Raw genomic sequence first — 14,813 nt, forward strand, 5'->3', positions numbered from 1 at the left:
TGTTCGCCGAACTTCCAGCCAAAGCCGAAAAGTTCGATTGGCATTAGTTTACAGCAGCGCTTTTACCCGATTCTGCAATCTGACAGAAAACTTCAAACAACGTAATGTTGGAGATCTACAGAAGATAAGCGTTGCATCGACTAGCGTACAGGCCGACGCAGCAGGCGCAGGCACATCCCAAAGCGTTAGGCGTTCTCTTTTGCATTGGGCGAGGGATACTTGGGCAGGGACGCTGAAAGCACAAAACACACCCGTAAACAGCAGCGCCAGCAAAGACGTTTGCATTCCTGAAGTCATCGCTTCTTGACTGATTTGGCGCAGGAAGGGGAAAACCGATCGCGGCACAGGGTTCATCACGGCTGCCGCTACTTCTCGGCGGAAAAGCGTCTGAATCATTTCTTGCAACGTGGCGAATCGCCGCCAGCCGATCTGCCCATCTACTTGCTCATCGTTTCACCCCTAGATGTGAATGGCAGTTATCACTACTCCAAGGCTTGGTACATCGTGATCCGATTCGGTGCACAAGCTGAATCACAAAGTTGCGGTCAAGTTTGCAACGATCGCGACACAGTCTTGAACCGGAGCGCGGTTTTGCATCGCTTCCACCAGCGCATCGTAAGCCGATCGATGCGTTTCAAGCAGCGCTTTGGCCTGAAGTGCTGCCCATCGCGCTTTGAGTTGCGCCTCAGTCAGGGGTCGGCGAAGCTGCTGCCACAGTAGAACGAGCTTGGCGCGATCGTCTGCACCGCCTTCTGCCGCACCATAAACTAAATCTTCCGCCGCAACTCCGGCCATCCAAACAGTGCAGAGGCGATCGATCGTTTGTGTGGAAATTGTGCCGCCTGCGATTTCTGCTTCGATCGCCGTCGTGTCAAAGCTGACGCCGCCCGCTCCAACTTGACCTTGCCGCCACGCTTCCCACGCGCTCAGCGTGTAGCCCGTCACGGGAATGTCGAGCAGCAAGGCGGCGAGGAAATGTCCGGCTTCGTGGCGAATGACGCGATCGCGATGGTCAGGCGAAAAGCGAGCCAGGCTATCGAGCAAAAGGGCACGGCCTTGACCTTGAAAACTCCAGGTGTCGATCGTTGCCAGTCCGAGAATGCTAGCCATCACAACAGCAGGAACAGCAGGCGACAGATGCACCAGCGGCCCCAGCAGACTGGACATCACGAGAGTAAAAATAGTGATTGCGATCAGGTTCAGCGACAGTTGGTTCACGGTTGCGATCGAGGTTGAGAACGAGCACGGTAAAAGGTTTCCAGGCTGGTGCGATCGCCAACAAACCGCCAGTGCCAAGGCTCATAGCTAACGCCCTGCGGATTATTGCGCGGAAACGACATCTCAAAGCCGTAGCGCGGCGCATTCTGCTGAAGCCAGCGAAATGCCGCTGTGTTTTGAAAGCTTTGCTGCAAGTCGGTAGCCGGATTTGCACCATCGCCAATGTCGATCGCGTATCCGGTGTGATGTTCACTGTAGCCTGGAGGGGCACTGACAGCGGCTCGCTGATGCACCTGCTGGCCGCGTTCGGCTTTCACATCGAAAAATATATGTTCCTGTTCGCTGAGCGATCGAAATCCTGAAATTGGCCGGAGCGCTATGCCTTGCGCGTTGGCCGCCTTCACCATTTCGACAAATCGCGTTGCAGCAGGCTGCCGAAGCTTGATGCTGCCGTCGGAAACGATCGCCGCCAGCGAAGCAGCGGGCGCTTGTGCATACGGAAAATGTCCGAGTAGCGGTGGAGGCAACGGGCTGGGCGTGACGGCAAGACGATCGGCAGACTGATCAAGTCCGGCAACGGCAGAAGAAGCAGAACGCCCGATCGAGGATTGAGCGATCGGCAACTGCATTTGCTGCCAAACCACAAATCCCAATGCAGCCGCACTCAAAACGACGGCTCCCCACAAGAACGGCAGCCGCAACGGACGCGATCGCGCAGGCGGAACGGAGGCATTCGGCTCGGCTCGAAGCGCTTCGGGGATGTCGTCACCGCGCAGCGAATTAGGCCGGGATGGTTTTTCAGAGCGATCGCGACGCGCTCCCGGAACGGTATCGATCGAATCTACAGACTTGTTCTGCACGCAGCAACCTCGTTCTTTTGACTCACGCGACTTTTGTGTTGCCACCCCTTCGTGATTGTAGACTGAGGCAGACCAGGCTTGCGGGTCTGCTTCTTGTCCTTTCCATTCTGTCGCATGTCGGGTTTAGGTGTGAATCTGCTCAGACTGTATGCCCCACTGATAGGCTGGGTCGGCTTGGGTGTATTGCTCGGCTGGCAACTGCCGCAGCGAATTCCTGCTTTGCTCGGTAAATTTTTGTTTTGGATTGGCGTGCCGCTCAGCATCATTGGCTTTTTGCAGCAGGCAGATCTGCACGCAGCGGTGTGGATAGCGCCGATTGTAGCCTGGAGCGCAATCACGCTGAGTGCCAGTTTTGCTGGGCTGTGGCTGCGGCGATCGCCCCTCAGTAAACCTACTCAAGGAAGCTTTCTGCTGTCAGCAATGGTCGGCAACACAGGCTATCTGGGCTATCCGGTTGTGCTAGCGCTGGTGGGCGAAAGATTTTTTGCCTGGGCGGTTTTGTACGACACGATCGGCAGCACGCTGGGCGCTTACGGATTGGGGGCTGCTTTGGCCGCTCGCTTTGGCAGCAAAAGCCGCAGCCGGAGTGAATTTTTGCTGGCCGTCATTAAGAATCCGGCTTTGTGGAGTTTTTGGATCGGGCTGGGATTGCGATCGATCGCGCTTCCCTCGGTGATGACGGATGTGCTGCGCGGCTGTGCCTGGACAATGATTGCGATCGCGCTGCTGCTGCTGGGAATGCGGCTGAGTCACATTCCGTCTGGCTTGAGCTTTCGCAGTGCTGCCGTCAGCCTGAGTATCAAAATGCTGATTGTGCCCTTGCTGGTGGGAATGGCGCTGCCGCGATTTGGCATTCATGGCGCACCGCAGTTGGTCTTGGTGCTGCAAATGGCGATGCCGCCTGCGTTTGCGACGCTGGTGTTGACGGAGGCATATGACCTCGATCGCGAACTGACCGTGACGGCACTGGCGATCGGTTCAATTTTGCTGCTGGTGCTGCTTCCGGTTTGGCTGTGGCTTTTTTCCACCGAGATATAACAAATTCGCTCAATCTTAGAAATTAAGCGGGAAAGCTGCGGATAGCCGGATGGAGTGGCGATCGAATCAGTTTCAACCGACCCAATTGACATCGCCATCCGTTGATTTCACCGAGGGCAACGGCTTCGAGATCGGCGCCTCTCGGCGGACAAAGCGATCGGGCGTTGGAGCAGGACGAACAGGCTCAACTGGTGGTGCAGGCGAATTGACACGAGCAGCTTCGGCCTGCTTGCGGCGTTCGGGCACGACAAGCTTCTTCATAAAGTAGTCGATCGTTTGCTGCTTGACCCAGCCGCGAGTTGCCAAAATTTCACCAAACTTCATCGGTGTGCCTTCTTGCTTGGCGAGGTGCTGATCGTTGAGGGCAACGTCAATTTGGGCTTTGGTGAGCAGTCCGGCTTCAACCAGATAGTCGCCGAGCCGTTTGCGAGCTTGTCGATCGCCAGCTTGCGAGGCGGCCTGCTGGTGCGCCTTGCCGATAACAGACACTTTAGAAACTGGGTTGCGATCGATTCTGTCACGCATAACTCACTCCGAAAATCCGCTTGAAAATGAGATGAAGTTGCTTACAGTGCTTGAGTGGTGGGCACTATGTCAGGCTGGTAGGGCGACGAAGCGCCGAGCCGCAGCCAAGCACTTGCGATCGCATCTTTACTCAAGCGTAGGTTTACCAAAATCAGCCCTCCGAGTCGCTTCTAGCTTCTGCTTTCCAGGAAACTGACGGAGTTTGGGTATCGATATTCTATATTCCGGGCTGTGGTTTCACATAGTATAGCAACTAATTCATTAAAGCTTTACCTAATTTGATGCGTCTTGCGCCTTGACGTTTTGCTTCAGGAATCACTTGCTTTGAGGCGTGACGACCTGAGCGCCATGACTGCGGGGATCTGCCGATCCGGATGTTTCGATCGGCACTTCGACCTGTGAGGTTTGACCGTTGGTTTGCAGATGCGGCAGCGGCACATCGGCAATAAGCGCATCGAGATTTTCTGCGACAATGCTGCGCGGCTGTTCGCCGACCGAACTGGCGATCGATTCTCCTTTTCCATTGAGAAAGACAAAGTGCGGAATGCCATCAACCCGATAGTGCAACATTTCAGGCAGCCACTTGGAGTTATCGACGTTGAGCATAACGAAGTTGACGCGATCGTCATACTCCTGCTTAAGCGCATACAGGTCGGGAGCCATTGCCTGACACGAGGTACACCAGTTGGCATAGAACTCCATCAAGGTTGGTTTACCGTTTGCCAAGGCGGTTTCGAGCGGCATTGCAGACTCGGCCATTGCCGTGAGCGAACTCGCGTTTGTCTTAGAATTGAGGCCAAAAAAGACTGCAACGCTCAGCCCGATCGCCACCAAAACAATTAATAAGTTACGCAGGCGTGCTGCGATTCCAGTTGAATTTGAGCCAGCCGTCATAGAGTCAATTGCGTAGAATAAACGAAAGCTGTTTATTAGTGTAGCGATCGCAAGCGACTGTGAAAAAGCGGGTCACTTTGATTTTTCCCAAGCGATCGGTTCACATGCCGATCACCTATCGGCTGGCGAAAGATTTCAACGTCGCCGCCAACATCATTCGCGCTCAGGTTGCACCCAATCAAATCGGCACGCTGGTCGTGGAACTGTCCGGCGATATTGACCAGCTTGATGCCGCCCTAGAGTGGATGCAGTCACAAAACATCGGCGTTTCCCTGGCGAGTCGCGAAATTGTAATCGATGAAGAAACTTGCGTCGATTGCGGCTTGTGTACGGGCGTGTGTCCGACTGAAGCTTTAGCGCTGCATCCACAAACGTTTCAACTGACCTTTACGCGATCGCGCTGTGTGGTCTGCGAACAGTGCATTCCCACCTGTCCAGTACAAGCCATTTCAACCAATCTTTAGCACAAGCAAGGGTGAGGCGATCGAACATGAGCGGAGTCATCACAGCCAAATGGACGATCGAGGACTATCACCGCATGATCGCGGCGGGCATTCTTGACGATCGCCAGGTTGAGCTATTGAACGGAGAAATTGTTGAGATGCCTCCGGAAGGTACGCCCCACGCGGCTTACTCGCAAAACGCAGCGGACTACCTGCGATTGCTGCTGGGCGGTCGCGTCCGAATTCGCGAGGCCAAACCCGTCACCCTGAGGCCCAACGATTCGGAGCCAGAGCCAGACATCGCGATCGTTGCACCGCACTCGGTCGCGGTGTATTTGCAGCATCACCCGTACCCGGAAGATATCTTCTGGCTGATTGAATACTCGGATTCTAGCTTGAAAAAGGATCTGGAGGTTAAGACCCAAATCTACGCAGCAGCGGGTATTCGCGAGTATTGGGTGATTAATTTGAAGGCTAAAGAGTTAATTGTGTTTCGATCGCTCAAAGTGGCCGGAACGGACTCGCCTACAGCAGCGGGCTACCAGTCCAAACAGACCTTCGCAGGGGGCAGCATCAATCCCCTGGCCTTTCCAGATGTCTCGGTTTCGGTGCAGCAGTTGTTTAGTTAGAAGGTTACCGAGATTAAACCTGAAACTCTTTGAAGAAGTGAAGATCGACATCAAATGTTTTTCGAGGCGTTAAACCGAGTTCCAAATTCTCAAACATATCGAGAAGCTTTTCACCGTGAACTAACTCGATCGGTGGAACGCTATCTCTGACCGCTTCTTTTTGCGCGTCTGATGTAAATGTTCCAGTTGTTAAGATGATGCCTTTATCGGCTCTGCCCATCATTGCCCCCCGAAAATCTCTCACCTGAGAAACCGAGACTGCTCCTGTGTATCGCTTGCACTGAAACAGTACTTTAAAGCTGACAAATGGATTGACCTGTAAAATTCCCTGTCCATCAATTCCACCATCGCCCGATCGCCCTGTCACGACTACTTGCTCAAAACCTGACTCGCGGAGGAGTCGCTGACATAAACGTTCAAACCCCGCAGGTGGCAAGGATATAAGTACATCAAGTAACCGCTTTCGATAGACGGAATCGTCATTAACCGAAGTATCGTTCGGTGCGATGTCCTCCTCGGTTAATTCGTCTTGCGGGGAGAATTCTTTTGTGTCCTTTTCGCCTTCAAATTCAGCGTGAACCTGCTTAAACAGCGACAGCGATTCTTTTGTAGATAGCGTGTCGATCGCCCGTCCTTTATCACTTAAACTCCAAACGCCTCGTTTAGAAGAATCGAGTAATCCTGCTTTAACAAGGTAGAATCTTGCCCAGGCAATTTGATTATCAAACCGAGGCGCACCTCCTTCTAATAATTCAGTTTTTTCTTGCTCAGAAATATTTAACTGTCTCGCAATTACCTCTCTGACTTCAGCCGGACGCCCTGAGCCGCCCAGTTCTTTTAGCGCTTGAATAACTGGAGAAAAGTATCGAACAAATTTGGGGCCGCTCATTGCGGTTACTGCGATCTTGCTCATTTGAATTATTGCTGTCCTGAGGTGAGGCGATCGATTCAGTTGCCACATCCAAGATACCCAAAATGTAAAATAAAGCCCTGCTCGATCGATAACCAAGCAGGGCGTTCCCTCAAATTTGAATGGCTTTTATTGGGTTAGCGCAATGGCGCGTTGGGCGATCGACTCTCCGGTAATGCCGTTAAATCCCATCAGTTGAGCAGGAGTGGCCGTTGTTTCGCCGCGCTTCCAGGCAAACGTGTCGCGCTTGGCTGTGCTGCGAAGCATGATTGGTTCCAGCATTCCGCTCGCTCCGCCTGTGATGCCAATTAGGACATCGCCGCCAAAGACGCGATCGAACGTGGCGTCATCCATAAAGCCGCCATCCGGTTCTGAGCAGGTATCCCAACTCACATCGGAAGCGCGGTAGAGGCGACGGGGAGAAACGATCGACACGACGCGCACCTTCAGCCCTTGTGCCTCAATTTGAGTGGCGGCTTCGAGGGCGGGCATCAAGGTCATGTCGCCAATCACGGCGAGGACGATCGTTTTGGCTCCGGGTGTTTCGCCCGCTGTTTCTTCCAGGACGATCGCGCCCTCCTGCAAGCCTTGGCGAGTTTGCTCTAGCGTCGTGTAGATCGGCAGCGGCGATTTGCTGGCCGTAATCACCACGCCTTTGTTGCGCTGAGTCAGTGCCCAGTCGTAGCAAACTTGGATGCTGTTGGCGTCGGGTGGAAACAAAGGGAAGATGTTGCCGTTTCGCATCATAGCGGCAAAATATGCTTCAATCTCCGGGCGCTGGTGCGTCCAGCCGTTGCGTCCTTGCTCTAGTGCGCCCGCTGTGAACAGCGTGACGGTGGCGGGCGTAGGGCGGCGCAGTTCGGCCATTGCCTGCGTGACCGTTTGCCAGATCGGGAGGCCATTGATCGCGAATGACTCATAGGAACACCAAAGCGATCGCCCGCCCATCAATGCCAATCCCACTGCCAACCCCGCGCAGGCATCTTCGCTCAAGGGTTCGTATACCTGACCTTTTGGCTGCTGATTATACAGATCGTCGGCTGTAGGGTGAATGATTTTGAGGGCTTGGTTGATATTGGCGATGCCTGATGCTTCATTGCCGTCGGCATTGGTGACAAGGTAGCGATCGTCCTTTTTGCCCACAGCGGCGACCAGACGCCCCATCGCCGTTGTTGCAACTTTCTTCTCACCGCCGATCGCATACTCTTCTAGCGGCAGCGTACCAAGGTCGGGAATCTCCAGAATCGATTCGGTGACGGCCACTTTTGAGGCCGAGCCGCCGCCCGCGCGTTCGGCATTCGATCGCACCAGTTGCCACGCAGCGGGCGACAAAGCACGAGCTTGCAGCGCCGAAACAATGTCGGCATTGTCGAGCGTGTGATGCGCGTAGAGGTTGTGCGACTTGGAGCCGCGAGCATGAACGCCTGCTCCTTTGAGCTGCTTGATGATTAAAACGGTGAGTTTGCCGCCGAGCGCGTTTTTTGCCGCTTGGTCAGCCGCTTCCAGAACCGCTTGTGTAAAAGCCATGCGCTGCTCAAAGGAAAAAGCCGTGCTGTCTACATAGTCGCCCGCTTGATTTTGGTCGTCAAAATCTTTGGCATTGACCAAGACGACTTCATCGAAGCCGTTGCCTTTCCAGTAGGCGATCATCGAGTCGTTCGACTGCGTAGACACCATGCTGTGATGCTCTTGCGAATAGCCGTTCCAGACCAGCACAGGCAGGAAATTCGTGACGCTGGGATAGGCCGTGTGGAAGTGGCCGATCGAACTCATCACATACGGTTCACCCAGTCCGCCATCGCCGATCGTGACGGGAAACAGCTTGCCAGGGTGAAGGAGGGCAGCGGCCATTGCAAAATGTTGGCCTTGTCCAAGGGGGCCAGCCGGGGCAAGAATGCCGGGAATGAAGCCGGATAGATGTCCCAGCAGGCCGTGCTGTTCGCGGAAGCGATCGCGCAACTGTTGAACGGTCACAATCCCCATATCTTCCAGGGAGCGATCGAGGAACATGGCGCTATAGAAACCGGGCGCGTGGTGTCCCACTTCCGTCACGATATTTTTATGACCGAGCATCACCAGTGCCGCATACGCCTCGACCTGACTGGCGAACCCGCCCGGATGCCCCGATGCTTTGCTGGCCGTAACTTGCAGCGTCAAATAGCGCAGGGCATCAGCCGCGAGCAGCGTTTGATAAACCGCAGCAGGATCGGTGGGGTCGGCGATCGCCTGCTCACCTTCGGCAATCACGGCGGTTTTGCCGTAGCGATCGAATTGGGGCAGGTTGTCGTTGAAGTACTGGATGCCTTCGCAAAAGGTAGGAAGTTGGGTAACGGCAGTCATGAATTTTGATGCCTCTTGGTTAGGAATGATCGAAACTGCCTGACACGAATAAGCTGCGTGACGCAATGCAGTTCAAATAAAATTGAGGTGAGTTTTATCCTACCCCTAAGAGGTTACGAAAAGAAAATCTTTGTTAAGAAACTCAAAACTTGATTTTGGCAGGAATTAACACGTAGTTTGATTCGACGGATTAATTGGATAGGAATCTCCCTTGGCGATCGATGAACCCATACCTGCCTTCAGTTTGCACCCAGGCAAATCCTTCCGAAAATTTACCGACATTGCTGAAACTTGGCTGAATAACAAAGTTTCCAGACGAGTCAATAAACCCATATTGGCGATCGATTTGCACAGCAGCAAACCCTTCAGAAAAATCAGCCGCAAAATCAAATTGAGCCGGAATTACAAATGTGCCGTTGCGATCGATATAGCCCCATTTGCTGCCAACTAAAACAGCAGCAAAACCGCCTGAGAAATCCATTGCAAAATCAAACTGCGGCGCGATTTTGAGGCTGCCAGAGGCGTCCACATAGCCCCACTGTGATCCCTTGCGAATTCGGCCTAATCCCTCTGCAAAGGTAAATGCACCATCAAATTGTGGTGCGATCGCCATCTTGCCTTCCCGATCGATATAGCCCCATTGATTGCCATAGCGAACGGTGGCGCGATCGTCTGCAAAGCTCCAAGCATCCTCGAATTGGGCAGGAATAACGGTGCGACCTTGGCGATCGATATAGCCATATTTTCCGTCAATTTTGATGGAAGCAAGCTGTTGAGAAAAATCGCCTGCTAGATCGAATTGCGGTTCAATTTCTAGCTCGCCTGCTCGATTGATGTAGCCGTATTTTGTCCCCATGCGGACAGCGGCAAGTCCGTCTTGAAATGAGTTAGCGCTGAGATATTGCGGGTCAACGATTATCGTTCCAGCCGTATCAATATAGCCGCTAATGTTGTTGACTCTAGCAACAGCTCGCTGCTCAGAGAAAGCAGAAATACCGTCGAAATCCGGATTGACTTCGATCGCGATACTGCCCGATCGATCGATATAGCCAAAGCGGTCTGTAATTCGGACAGCGGCGAATCCTTCGGAAAAATCAGCGGCAAAATCAAAGGGAAAAGATGAGGGCATCGCAGCGGAAATTGGAGAAACAACCATTGCAGATCGATCGGATGCAGGACGATTGGCGGCAGACGACGCAAAATTGCAGGCAGCAAAGGTCAAGGCGATCGCAACGAGCAGAGTCAATCGGAGGAGCAACATTTTTATTCCGGTGTAATTTTATCGGGAGTTGGTTGACCCGTGAAGTGATAAATCACACTTCTAAACCAAAAGATAGATGAATGTCGGATTTTCGATCGCCCAATTGCATCATTTGCGTTTTCAGAACACTTCAAGTCAAAACGATTTCTCACTTGAGGGGGATGAAGCAATCGCGCAATTTCGAGGATCTTAAACTACAGTATTACTTTGCCTGAAAAGGGGCAGCACTGCGATCGCGCGAGTTCTTTCAAGACTGCGCGGCGGCAACTTTGAAGAGGAAAGATCAATGTTTCAAACTATGCTTAATGCGGCATTGCCCTTGCAGTTTTTAGCGACGGCAGTGGTTGCTGAACCCGCAAGACCCGAAGATGCGTCGCTGGTATTTTCTGGCCCGCGCTTTTGGATTGCGGTCATTTCAGGAATTCTTTTAGCTTTTGCATTTCAGATTGTCCTGACCAATTTATCGGTCGCCACCGGAATTTCGATTCTGGGCAAATCTTCAGATCACGATGACCACGACGACCACAAATCCGGCAGCTTCGGCTCAACCGTGAAAAAAATCGGCGCAGCCGTAGGCATTTGGACACTTGTTACCGTCACGCTGGCGTTGTTTTTCGCCTGCTATCTCGCCGTCAAGCTCAGCTTGCTCTCTGATGACGGACTGGGCGCGATCGTCGGCCTTGTCATCTGGGCGGGCTACTACTGCCTGTTGGTTTTCTTCAGTTCCACAACGGTCGGATCGCTGATCGGCTCGGTTGTGAATTCGGCGACATCAGGTTTCCAGGCAATTTTGGGAACGGCGACGGCAGCTTTGGGTGGACGTGCCGCGAGCAATCAGGTCGTTGCCACTGCCGAAGCCGCCGCCGCTGCCGTGCGCCGCGAACTCGTGCCCAACGTTGATCCCGGTCGCGTTCGAGACACGATCGAAGACTACATCGATCGCATTCGTCCCGCCGATCTGGACATCGCCAGCATTCGCCGCGAATTCGAGTCGATTTTGAGCGATCCCGAAGTGCGGTCGATGGTGGGGCCGCAAGGCGTTCAGGTCGATCGCCAGAAATTCGTCGATCTGGTCAGCAGCCGCACCGATTTGTCGAAGCGCGATGTCGATCGAATTGCCGCGCAGCTTGAGTCGGTTTGGCAGCAAACTTTGGGCAGAACGCAGCCTGGACAAGAGCCAAAGCCGGATCAGATGACCCAACTGATCGACTATTTGCGATCGACGCAGGAAGGCCAAATCGACAGCAAAGAAGTGTCGAACAAGCTCGACCAGTTGATTGCTGAAATCCGCAACTCGCGTCAAACCGAGCAGCAAAGCGACGAGCAGCAAAATAAATCGAGGTCGCGTCTGCAAGCAATTCAGGCGAACGTGATGCCGATCGTGGGAATGTTGATGGGTCGCACCGATCTGTCTGACCTGAGCGTTGAAAAAATTGTTGGTCAACTGAAATCGGCACAAACAACAGTCGGGGATCAGGCAAACAAAATTGCCGCGCAAGTGTCCGATGAGCCAGTCAGTACGGTTCGCGCTGATATTGAAAACTACCTGCACAACGCTTATTTTTGGGAACTCAGCCGCGATGCGATCGATCGCGAATTCCGCGAGGTGATCTACGATCCCGCTGCTGATCCAAGAGCAGTGCGCGAACAGCTAGAGCGGATCAATCGATCGGATTTTGTGTCGATCTTGAGCGATCGCGGCATGTTCACGCAGGCTCGCATTCAAGAAATTGCCGATCAGCTTGAGTCGATTCGCCGCGAAGTGATCACGACCGCCCGCGCTGCGGAAGAACGTCAAGCCGCGCTCGAACTGCGTCAGATGGTGGAAACCTACCTCACCCTGACCCCCGTAGACCGCTTCTACCCCGAAGAAATTCAGCGGGCGTTTGGCGCAATTCTCTCGGATGCCGAGGCCGATCACGACACGCTGACTTTGCGCCTGGCCGCTTACGATCGCGCCACACTGCGGGAAATTCTTTCGCGTCGATCGGACATTGCTCCTGCCCAAGTCGATCCGATTCTCGATGCGCTAGAGCAAACGCGCGATCGCGTCCTGTTCGAGTCGCAAAACCTCGCTGACCAAGCTAAGCAGCGCACCGAAGCAACCTGGACGAAGCTGCAAGACTACCTGCGAAACACGGGCAAAGACGAACTGAATCCGGATGCAATCCGAAACGAATTGCAGCTTTTGCTCAACGATCCGCAGGCGGGAATGGCCGCGCTCCGCAATCGAGCTTCGCATTTCGATCGCGACACCTTGGTACAGTTGCTCAACCAGCGGCAAGACCTGAGCGAAGACCAAATCAACGATGTCCTTAATCAGGTGGAAGGCTCGTGGTATCGCGTCACCCATGCACCGCAGCAGCTTACGGCAGCGGCCAAGGATCAATACGATCAGGTGACAAGCAGCCTCTCCGACTACCTGCGGAACACGGGCAAAGATGAACTGAATCCGGAAGGCATTCAGCGCGACCTAAACTTGCTGTTCAACGATCCGCAGGCGGGCATGTATGCACTGCGGCGGCGTTTGTCGCAGGTCGATCGCGACACGCTCGTCAAGCTGCTGAGCCAGCGTCAAGACCTGAGTGAAGAACAGGTCAACCAGGTGATCGATCAGGTGCAGGAAAATATCCGCCGCATCACCGGAGCGCCCCGCCGCCTTGCTTTGCGGACGCAGCAGCGCGTCATGGACTTCGAGACGGCGATCGAGCAATATCTCCGCAACACGGACAAAGAAGAACTCGATCCCGAAGGCATCAAGCGCGATCTGCAACTGTTGGCTCGCGATCCCCGCTTGGGCATGAGCAACTTGGGTCAGCGGCTTTCGCGCTTCGATCGCAACACGATCGTCGCTTTGCTCTCGCAGCGTCCCGACATGACACCGGAAGAAGCCGAGCGGGTCGTGGCGCAAATTGAATCGCAGCGCGATCGAATTTTGCTGCAACTGCAAGATGTGCAGTACCGCATCCAAGGCGCGATCGACAATATCTTCGCGCGGATTCGCCGCTACCTGAACAGCCTGGAACGGCCTGAACTGAACTACGACAGCATCAAGGCTGACCTGCGAACGATGATGGATGATCCCCAAGCCGGATTTGACGCGCTCCGTCACCGTTTGGGACAGTTCGATCGCAATACGCTCGTGGCTCTGCTGAGTTCGCGTCGCGACATTTCAGAGGCAGATGCCAACCGTTTAATCGATCAGGTGGAAACAGCTCGCACCAGCGTTTTGCAGCGTGCAGAACGCATTCAGCTTGAAACGCAGCGTCGCTTGGAAGACGTGAAGCGCCAAGCGCAAAAGCAAGCGGAAGACACGCGCAAAGCAGCCGCAACAGCAGCCTGGTGGCTGTTTGCGACCGCAGTGGTTTCGGCGATTGCTTCGGCAGTCGCGGGCGCGATCGCCGTCTAGTTAATTCACGCTAGAAAAAGAATTGATGAAGCTCCTCAGTTGAGGAGCTTTTTTTGGCAAAATCCTGATCGAGCAGTGAATCTACTGAGCTTATGATCAAACTATCACTCTTGCGATCGTGCGATCGAGGGCTGCACGACTAGATGATCCAAATTCTAACAGTTGACGATGATCCGATTATTCAAATGGTGCTGAAGCGCACACTTGAAGAACAAGGCTATGAAGTGATTGCAGCCCAAAATGGGGAGGAAGGTTTAGTTTTAGCTCAGCAATTTCAGCCCGCACTGATCTTGTGTGACTGGCAAATGGACGGAATTGACGGGCTAGAAGTTTGTCGGCAAATTAAATCCAATCCTGCTTTGTCTAGCACCTTTTTTATTTTGCTGACCGCTCGAACTGCGATCGCCGATCGCATCATTGGACTCGATGCTGGAGCCGATGAATTTTTGCCCAAACCGATCGAAGTGAACGAGCTAAAAGCCAGAGTTCGCGCCGGATTGCGGCTGTATCGATCGAATCAAGAACTGCAAAAACTCGCCGCCGATTTACAGCTTCAAACGCAGCGACTTGAAGCGGAATTTGCCGAAGCTGCGGATTATGTGCGATCGCTTTTACCAACCGCAATGGCTGGAAAAGTATCGATCGATTCGCGCTTTTTGCCGTCTCAGCAGTTGGGTGGCGACTGTTTCGATTACTTCTGGCTTGATCCAGACTATCTTGCTTTTTATTTGCTTGATGTGTCAGGACACGGACTAAAATCCGCGCTCACTTCCGTATCGATTCAAAATTTGCTGCAATCGCGATCGCTACCCGAAACGAATTTCTATCAGCCGCAAGCGGTTTTAACCGCGCTCAATGATACGTTTCAAATGAGCGATCATGGCGATCAATATTTCACCATTTGGTATGGCGTTTATAACTGCCTGACGCAGCAGCTAACTTACGCCAGTGCAGGTCATCCGCCTGCAATTTTGTTTCATGAAACAAACGTGCAGCTTCTCAAAACTGCTGGAGTGCCGATCGGTTTTTTTGACGGCGTGCAGTATGCCTGCGATCGATTCACAATTCTTCCTAACAGCACGCTTTATGTATTTAGCGACGGCATTTATGAACTGCGGCAGCAAAAAGACTGGCGCCTCGAAGATTTCGTCAATCTAATTCAAACTTGTCATCAGCAGGGCAGCGATCGCCTGGAAGAAATTTTGCAGCGGATTCAGCAGCTTAACCATTTTGAACCCTTGAAAGACGATTGTTCGCTGTTACAGTTGCGCTTTGGCAAATCCTGA

The 14,813-nt window shown here is 53.4% G+C and carries 13 protein-coding genes; 5 read left to right on the plus strand and 8 right to left on the minus strand.

All coding sequences use genetic code 11. The annotated features are described in order from the left end of the window. Window positions 1–48 precede the first annotated feature (48 nt). The 3 genes from H6F67_RS12630 to H6F67_RS12640 all read right to left on the minus strand — a co-directional run bounded on the left by H6F67_RS12630 (window position 49) and on the right by H6F67_RS12640 (window position 2,078). Entirely contained in the window at window positions 49–396 is a 348-nt protein-coding gene (locus tag H6F67_RS12630) for a hypothetical protein (protein ID WP_190766896.1), read from the minus strand. 135 nt (window positions 397–531) lie between these two features. Next, window positions 532–1,167 carry an ATP-dependent Zn protease gene (locus tag H6F67_RS12635; protein WP_199304402.1) on the minus strand — a complete coding sequence of 212 codons (636 nt, stop codon included), beginning with the start codon at window positions 1,165–1,167 and terminating at the stop codon, window positions 532–534. A 47-nt stretch (window positions 1,168–1,214) separates the two neighbouring features. Then, entirely contained in the window at window positions 1,215–2,078 is an 864-nt protein-coding gene (locus tag H6F67_RS12640; protein ID WP_348251713.1) for a M15 family metallopeptidase, read from the minus strand. Between the two features lie 114 nt (window positions 2,079–2,192). Here H6F67_RS12640 and H6F67_RS12645 point away from each other — a divergent pair, with 114 nt between their 5' ends. Beyond that, entirely contained in the window at window positions 2,193–3,116 is a 924-nt protein-coding gene (locus tag H6F67_RS12645; protein WP_190766900.1) for an AEC family transporter, read from the plus strand. A gap of 72 nt (window positions 3,117–3,188) precedes the next feature. Here H6F67_RS12645 and H6F67_RS12650 read toward each other — a convergent pair whose 3' ends face one another. Then, window positions 3,189–3,641: a hypothetical protein gene (locus H6F67_RS12650; RefSeq protein ID WP_190766902.1), complete on the minus strand. Its 453-nt coding sequence runs from the start codon at window positions 3,639–3,641 to the stop codon at window positions 3,189–3,191. 315 nt (window positions 3,642–3,956) lie between these two features. After that, window positions 3,957–4,535: a thioredoxin family protein gene (locus tag H6F67_RS12655; RefSeq protein ID WP_190766904.1), complete on the minus strand. Its 579-nt coding sequence runs from the start codon at window positions 4,533–4,535 to the stop codon at window positions 3,957–3,959. 59 nt (window positions 4,536–4,594) lie between these two features. Here H6F67_RS12655 and H6F67_RS12660 point away from each other — a divergent pair, with 59 nt between their 5' ends. Both H6F67_RS12660 and H6F67_RS12665 read left to right on the plus strand, forming a co-directional pair. After that, window positions 4,595–4,999, plus strand: a complete 405-nt coding sequence (locus H6F67_RS12660) for an NIL domain-containing protein (protein ID WP_190766906.1) — start codon at window positions 4,595–4,597, stop codon at window positions 4,997–4,999. Window positions 5,000–5,025: 26 nt separating this feature from the next. After that, the gene (locus H6F67_RS12665; RefSeq protein ID WP_190766908.1) at window positions 5,026–5,607 is read left to right on the plus strand and encodes a Uma2 family endonuclease; all 582 of its coding nucleotides are present in this window, start codon (window positions 5,026–5,028) and stop codon (window positions 5,605–5,607) included. A 13-nt stretch (window positions 5,608–5,620) separates the two neighbouring features. On the opposite strand, the gene H6F67_RS12670 is transcribed toward H6F67_RS12665, so the two are convergent. The 3 genes from H6F67_RS12670 to H6F67_RS12680 form a co-directional block, all read right to left on the minus strand. Beyond that, the gene (locus H6F67_RS12670) at window positions 5,621–6,496 is read right to left on the minus strand and encodes a restriction endonuclease (RefSeq protein ID WP_190766909.1); all 876 of its coding nucleotides are present in this window, start codon (window positions 6,494–6,496) and stop codon (window positions 5,621–5,623) included. A 150-nt stretch (window positions 6,497–6,646) separates the two neighbouring features. Further along, window positions 6,647–8,857, minus strand: coding sequence for a phosphoketolase (locus H6F67_RS12675; RefSeq protein WP_190766911.1), 2,211 nt, complete (start codon window positions 8,855–8,857; stop codon window positions 6,647–6,649). Between the two features lie 190 nt (window positions 8,858–9,047). After that, the gene (locus tag H6F67_RS12680) at window positions 9,048–10,118 is read right to left on the minus strand and encodes a WG repeat-containing protein (RefSeq protein WP_199304390.1); all 1,071 of its coding nucleotides are present in this window, start codon (window positions 10,116–10,118) and stop codon (window positions 9,048–9,050) included. A gap of 286 nt (window positions 10,119–10,404) precedes the next feature. Here H6F67_RS12680 and H6F67_RS12685 point away from each other — a divergent pair, with 286 nt between their 5' ends. Both H6F67_RS12685 and H6F67_RS12690 read left to right on the plus strand, forming a co-directional pair. After that, window positions 10,405–13,527 (plus strand): MFS transporter, encoded by a 3,123-nt coding sequence (locus tag H6F67_RS12685; protein ID WP_190766913.1) that lies wholly within the window; start codon window positions 10,405–10,407, stop codon window positions 13,525–13,527. A gap of 143 nt (window positions 13,528–13,670) precedes the next feature. Beyond that, on the plus strand, window positions 13,671–14,813 hold the full coding sequence (locus H6F67_RS12690; protein ID WP_190766915.1) for a PP2C family protein-serine/threonine phosphatase: 1,143 nt from the start codon (window positions 13,671–13,673) through the stop codon (window positions 14,811–14,813).

The sequence above is a fragment of the Microcoleus sp. FACHB-1515 genome (assembly GCF_014696105.1).
Lineage (GTDB): Bacteria > Cyanobacteriota > Cyanobacteriia > Elainellales > Elainellaceae > JAAUTJ01.

Excerpts from the sequence above, each read along its gene's own strand:
- H6F67_RS12630 (WP_190766896.1), bottom strand. The coding sequence starts at position 396 with ATGATTCAGACGCTTTTCCGCCGAGAAGTAGCGGCAGCCGTGATGAAC.
- H6F67_RS12635 (WP_199304402.1), bottom strand. The coding sequence starts at position 1,167 with ATGTCCAGTCTGCTGGGGCCGCTGGTGCATCTGTCGCCTGCTGTTCCT.
- H6F67_RS12645 (WP_190766900.1), top strand. The coding sequence starts at position 2,193 with ATGTCGGGTTTAGGTGTGAATCTGCTCAGACTGTATGCCCCACTGATA.
- H6F67_RS12650 (WP_190766902.1), bottom strand. The coding sequence starts at position 3,641 with ATGCGTGACAGAATCGATCGCAACCCAGTTTCTAAAGTGTCTGTTATC.
- H6F67_RS12655 (WP_190766904.1), bottom strand. The coding sequence starts at position 4,535 with ATGACGGCTGGCTCAAATTCAACTGGAATCGCAGCACGCCTGCGTAAC.
- H6F67_RS12665 (WP_190766908.1), top strand. The coding sequence starts at position 5,026 with ATGAGCGGAGTCATCACAGCCAAATGGACGATCGAGGACTATCACCGC.
- H6F67_RS12670 (WP_190766909.1), bottom strand. The coding sequence starts at position 6,496 with ATGAGCGGCCCCAAATTTGTTCGATACTTTTCTCCAGTTATTCAAGCG.
- H6F67_RS12675 (WP_190766911.1), bottom strand. The coding sequence starts at position 8,857 with ATGACTGCCGTTACCCAACTTCCTACCTTTTGCGAAGGCATCCAGTAC.
- H6F67_RS12680 (WP_199304390.1), bottom strand. The coding sequence starts at position 10,118 with ATGTTGCTCCTCCGATTGACTCTGCTCGTTGCGATCGCCTTGACCTTT.
- H6F67_RS12685 (WP_190766913.1), top strand. The coding sequence starts at position 10,405 with ATGTTTCAAACTATGCTTAATGCGGCATTGCCCTTGCAGTTTTTAGCG.
- H6F67_RS12690 (WP_190766915.1), top strand. The coding sequence starts at position 13,671 with ATGATCCAAATTCTAACAGTTGACGATGATCCGATTATTCAAATGGTG.